The sequence below is a fragment of the Methanospirillum sp. genome (assembly GCF_035406105.1).
Lineage (GTDB): Archaea > Halobacteriota > Methanomicrobia > Methanomicrobiales > Methanospirillaceae > Methanospirillum.
Genome location: NZ_DAONKG010000189.1, coordinates 1 through 4,864 on the forward strand (window position 1 = coordinate 1; position 4,864 = coordinate 4,864).

Here is a 4,864-nt window from a genome sequence, read left to right on the forward strand (position 1 = left end):
GTCGCAACCATGCAGGCGATATCAGGTGCCGGATTTGAAGGCATACCTGGCATGTCCATCTTTGATAATGTCATCCCATATATCGGAGGAGAGGAAGAGAAGATGGAGCGCGAGACCCTGAAGATTATGGGAACCTTCGACGGCAGTGAGGTTGTGAATGCTCCGTTCTCAGTCAGTGCCAGTTGTAACCGGGTACCGGTCATTGACGGCCATTCCATGGCAGTCTGGCTTGACATCAAAGAGCCGGTTGAAACGGTTGCAAAAGCGTTTCAGAACTGGAAATGCCCGCTAAAAGACCTTCCCACCCTGCCGGAGAAATCAATTGATTTCATGACCCAGCAGGATGGCCCCCAGCCACGTCTTGACCGGATGAAAGGCAGGGGTATGACCGTCTCAGTCGGCAGGCTCCGGCCCCAGATCCGGTATATCGCCATGGGACACAACACCATCAGAGGTGCTGCCGGTGCTTCGGTGCTGAATGCTGAACTGATCTGTGATCGCGGGTATCTGTAATACCTCAGGGTAGCATGGAGGACGACAATACCGTCTTTGTGGGGAACAAACCGGTCATGAACTATGTTCTGGCGGTCGTCACACAATTTAATAACGGGGCTCATGAGGTTGTAATCAAAGCACGGGGAAAAGCCATCTCACGGGCCGTGGACACCACCGAGATAGCGCTGAACAGGTTTTTACAGGATGTGGAGAAAAAATCCATCAACACATCCACTGAAATTGTTGAAACAGAAAGTGGAAAAACTCATGTTTCATCAATTGAGATAACCCTTATCTCGAGAAAATAATCATCGTTTCTTTTCTTTCGGACAAAAGAATTTAAGCAGCAAATACCAAACCGTTTAAGAATGAAGATCGGTCTGGTGATGCTGATCGGGAGCCTCCTGATCCTGGTGTCCCAGTCATACGCCGCACACACTGATTCGGAAGGGTACCTTACGATAAAATCAGTCACGATATCATTGATGCCCGGGTATGCCGACGTTCACGCAGAGTACCAGTTGGAGGATGCATTCAGGGTTCTTGCATTCATGTTTGGGGAAAATGATATCAAATCAAGGCTTATGCAAAAACTTGCCTTCTCCAATGTAACCGTATCTTCGATGAACTATACCGCGGCAGACCTGATCGTGTATGATGTTCAGCCGGTTTATGGCGACGGACTGTACTGGTTTCCGGCCCACACATTCGGATGCGTGATTCCGGAGGTTGTGATCAACACCAATCTGTCAACTGAACGGTATGAGAACATCAGTGCCCTGGAGAACGGGATTGTCTATTATTAAACAACTGGCATAAACCATGGCATCTGATCTCATCAGTTTCTCTCTTTTTGCTCTGTCATCCATTCTTATTGTGGTAAATCCTCTTGGTGCCCTGCTGGTATACAATTCCATCACCGAGTTTATGGATGCTGATGACAAACGCCGGGTTGCCGCATATGGATGTCGGATTGCCGGAGCGGTTCTGATATTTTTTACCCTCTTTGGCTCGTTTCTCCTGTCACTCTTCGGGATAACAATCAGTGCCTTTACCATTGCAGGCGGGGTTCTGCTCTTTGGTATCGGGATGGAGATGGTGTATGCCCGGACGTCACGGGCAAAAGTTACGGCAACCGAGAAGTATGAGAGTATTGATGCTGAGGAGATATCATCAATGCCCCTTGCATTCCCCATGATATCAGGACCGGGGACGATCACCACCGTTATTGTCCTCTCTCAGAATACACCTCTCTTTACAAAACCACTTGAACTAGGAATCATCCTGGGTTCAGTACTTATTACCCTGGTCATCACGTATCTTGTCCTTATATCATCTGCCCGAATTACAAAACGGGTCGGCCAGCGTGAATACCGGGTCGTCAACCGGCTGATGGGGATTATGCTGATGGCTATTGCGGTTCAGTTCATCATCAACGGGATATCACAGGCATTTCCAATGCTGACCGGATCCTAAAATCCTTGGATCCCTTCCAAACCATAACTAAAAACAGGTTATGCAGTCTCTTCTATTGCTTCATAGCACTGCCTGAAGAGTTCCCTGGTCTCAAGTGCTTCATCACGGTTTACTTTCTGGATGGCAAATCCCACATGAACAAGAACAAAATCACCAACCTGAACATCCACCAGGTCAATTCTGATATCCTGTCTCAGACTTCCAAAATCCACAAGGGCAGTATTATCGTCACGAATCTCAATAATTTCAGCAGGAATTGCTATACACATAGTGATATATCCTCTTCTCCGGTGGTATCATTTCCCGTTTATCCTGATCTGCCAGCCCTCCTGATGAACCGGCAGAAGAATGATGTACATACAGCGTCTCTGGTTTGGAATTTTCATATTCCGGCTCTTCATTCCAAAACTTGTACACTGCACTATGATCAGTTTGTATCCGGATCCTATATACCTGTGCGAAGGGTATCTATCACGTACGGTATGCAGAAAAAAAGGAGCTTTCAAAGACCGGTGATTGTTATCAGCCGGTGTATTGAACATGACCCGGTCAGATACAACGGGGATATGATCAGCAGTCCTGAAGTTGCGGCAATGAAGCCATATGTATCATTCATACCCGTCTGTCCGGAGGTTGAGATTGGACTGGGCATTCCCCGGAGCAGTATCCGGATTGTCCGAACCAGTGCAGGAGACCGTCTTATCCAACCGGCGACCGACCGTGATCTGACCGAAATGATGGATGATTTTTCCCAGACATTTATCCAGAGTCTCCCCCCGGTGGACGGATTTATTCTTAAGAACAAGTCCCCGACATCAGGAATTGCCAATGTGAATGTCTATCCTTCAGGCGGAAAATCGCGGGCAATTGAGAAAGGTCCGGGTTTTTTCGGGAAGAGAATTCTCCAAGCATTTTCTGATTACCCGATAGAGGACGAGGGCCGGATACGCAATCTGCGAATACGTGAGCATTTTTTAACACGGGTATTCATGCTTGCTGATTTTCGGCAGGTGGAGTCCGGTGGCACGATGTCAGCACTTGTCAAATTTCATTCTGAAAACAAACTTCTCCTGATGGCATACAGCCAGGCGGGCCTTGCAACCCTTGGACGAATAGTTGCAAATGCACCGCATTATCCACCACACACCATCATACCGGAATACCGACGTGCACTCCTGAAAGCAACACGGCTGCCACCCCGGTATACCTCACATATCAATGTCCTCCTTCACTCCTTTGGATATATCAGTGACCATCTGAGTTCTGAAGAAAAGAGATTCTTTCTGGAGCAGGTTGAAGCATACCGCTCGGGACGACTGCCACTCCCGGCAGTCAGGATTATTATTCAGACATGGCTGCTCATATACCCTGTTGCATATCTGAAAAATCAGACCTGGTTTGCACCATACCCGGACGGGCTGGTCTCTTTGCCGGCAGAAGAACTCCAGCGGGGCAGGGAGATGTATGAACAGTCGTGACTTACATCGTCTGAACCATAAAGGTGCAATTCGATGAAAACGATATAGTATCTCCGTCTTTTATCTCATACCATTTATCAGGGGATATCTTCTTTCCCTGAATATACGTCCCGTTCGTCGAGTTCTCATCCCGCACAAGCCACTTCCCGTTAAAATACTTAAACGTTGCATGCTGACGCGATACCCCGTTATACTGCTGCAGAATGGTCCGTCCCACGGCATCCCTCCCAACAGTATCCCCATGATGAACGGTAATGGTCGTCCCAGGGGACATAGAAAGTGTCAGTGGCGTTACTTCCCTGATTGTTTTCCCTTCATCAAATCCAATATTTGCAAACCGTCTATCTGGTGGCTTTTTTACAATCCCCTTCCCTTCAATCTGCCGGATGGTCTTCCTTTCAACCGGTTTTTTCCCCGAGATGTCTGAAAAACACCGCATACAGATCATCTCAGTTGCAGGGTTCGCCATTCCGCATGTATCACAAATTTTTTGGAGCACCATATAACATCCGGGCATTCACACCCTGGAGAGGCTGACCTCCCACCCTGTTTCACTATCTGAAATATGAGTAATTATTACTTTTTCTTCAGGTGAAATAGTCTCCTGTATAAGAATCCGGGAGAGTGGGTGAACCAGCATGGCTTCAACCCTCTGGCCAATTCCAATCCCTCCTCGTGTCAGGTCCTGGCAGCAGTACTCCTCAACCATCTCCTGAACAGACGTGCTCATCATCAGAGTAATACCATACATCGCAGATACCTTCTCAAATATCCGGTTAATCATGACATCAAGAATGAGCTTCGCCGCATCCGGGTTAATACCCCTGAAGATGATGGTATTTCCCCGAATATACTTTGAAAAATCAAGACACTTCTTCTCTTCAAAAAAGAGGGTAATACTCTCATGGACCGTTCGTTCCCTGGCCAGGTACTCCTTAGTTGTCTCTTCTTCACTATGCGACATCTGATACGTATTTGGACAACATCCGGAGAGACGAATCGTACACATGATCAGACATCCTGAAAAGCCGATTGCATACCCATCATCAGTAATTATCTCTCCGTCACGAATAATGGACGAGATGAGTTTTATTACCGACGGATGTGCTGATTCAATGTTTTCAAAGAGGATGACAGAATACGGGTTTTTCCTGATTTTTCCAAGAAAACTCCCGTTATCCAGAGTTGAATGCAACAGCAGACGTCTCCAGGCATTCTCATCCTGATAATCACCCATATTAAGGAGTATCATATCACGATACGGCCCAAGAAGCAGATCCTTGATTGCATAGGCAAGGGTGGTCTTTCCTACCCCTTCATGACCGGCCAGAAGGAAAAATCCCCTTGGTTTTGAATAATCCTGCGGATACTGCGAGTATGACAGACCAAGATAGGCCTGGTTGAGCAGATTACAT

The 4,864-nt window shown here is 47.2% G+C and carries 8 protein-coding genes; 5 read left to right on the forward strand and 3 right to left on the reverse strand.

What is annotated here, in order from left to right; translation table 11 throughout:
- From PLA23_RS10535 to PLA23_RS10550, 4 genes are all read left to right on the forward strand, one after another.
- Window positions 1-513 (forward strand): Asd/ArgC dimerization domain-containing protein (locus PLA23_RS10535; protein WP_324475152.1); only part of this gene is annotated, 513 nt, incomplete at its 5' end.
- A gap of 14 nt (window positions 514-527) precedes the next feature.
- A complete protein-coding gene (gene albA, locus PLA23_RS10540; RefSeq protein ID WP_324331679.1) occupies window positions 528-803 on the forward strand; it encodes a DNA-binding protein Alba in 276 nt (91 codons plus the stop codon).
- Window positions 804-881: 78 nt separating this feature from the next.
- Window positions 882-1,301, forward strand: coding sequence for a hypothetical protein (locus tag PLA23_RS10545; RefSeq protein ID WP_324331677.1), 420 nt, complete (start codon window positions 882-884; stop codon window positions 1,299-1,301).
- A gap of 16 nt (window positions 1,302-1,317) precedes the next feature.
- Window positions 1,318-1,971: a MarC family protein gene (locus PLA23_RS10550; protein ID WP_324331675.1), complete on the forward strand. Its 654-nt coding sequence runs from the start codon at window positions 1,318-1,320 to the stop codon at window positions 1,969-1,971.
- A 38-nt stretch (window positions 1,972-2,009) separates the two neighbouring features.
- On the opposite strand, the gene PLA23_RS10555 is transcribed toward PLA23_RS10550, so the two are convergent.
- The gene (locus PLA23_RS10555; RefSeq protein ID WP_324331673.1) at window positions 2,010-2,240 is read right to left on the reverse strand and encodes a HypC/HybG/HupF family hydrogenase formation chaperone; all 231 of its coding nucleotides are present in this window, start codon (window positions 2,238-2,240) and stop codon (window positions 2,010-2,012) included.
- Window positions 2,241-2,453: 213 nt separating this feature from the next.
- Between PLA23_RS10555 and PLA23_RS10560 the strand changes: the two genes are divergently transcribed.
- A complete protein-coding gene (locus PLA23_RS10560; RefSeq protein WP_324475153.1) occupies window positions 2,454-3,449 on the forward strand; it encodes a YbgA family protein in 996 nt (331 codons plus the stop codon).
- 1 nt (window position 3,450) lies between these two features.
- On the opposite strand, the gene PLA23_RS10565 is transcribed toward PLA23_RS10560, so the two are convergent.
- Together PLA23_RS10565 and PLA23_RS10570 are read right to left on the reverse strand one after the other, a co-directional pair.
- Entirely contained in the window at window positions 3,451-3,888 is a 438-nt protein-coding gene (locus PLA23_RS10565) for an FHA domain-containing protein (RefSeq protein WP_324475154.1), read from the reverse strand.
- A 78-nt stretch (window positions 3,889-3,966) separates the two neighbouring features.
- The coding region (locus PLA23_RS10570; RefSeq protein WP_324475156.1) for an AAA family ATPase at window positions 3,967-4,864 on the reverse strand (898 nt) is incomplete at its 5' end.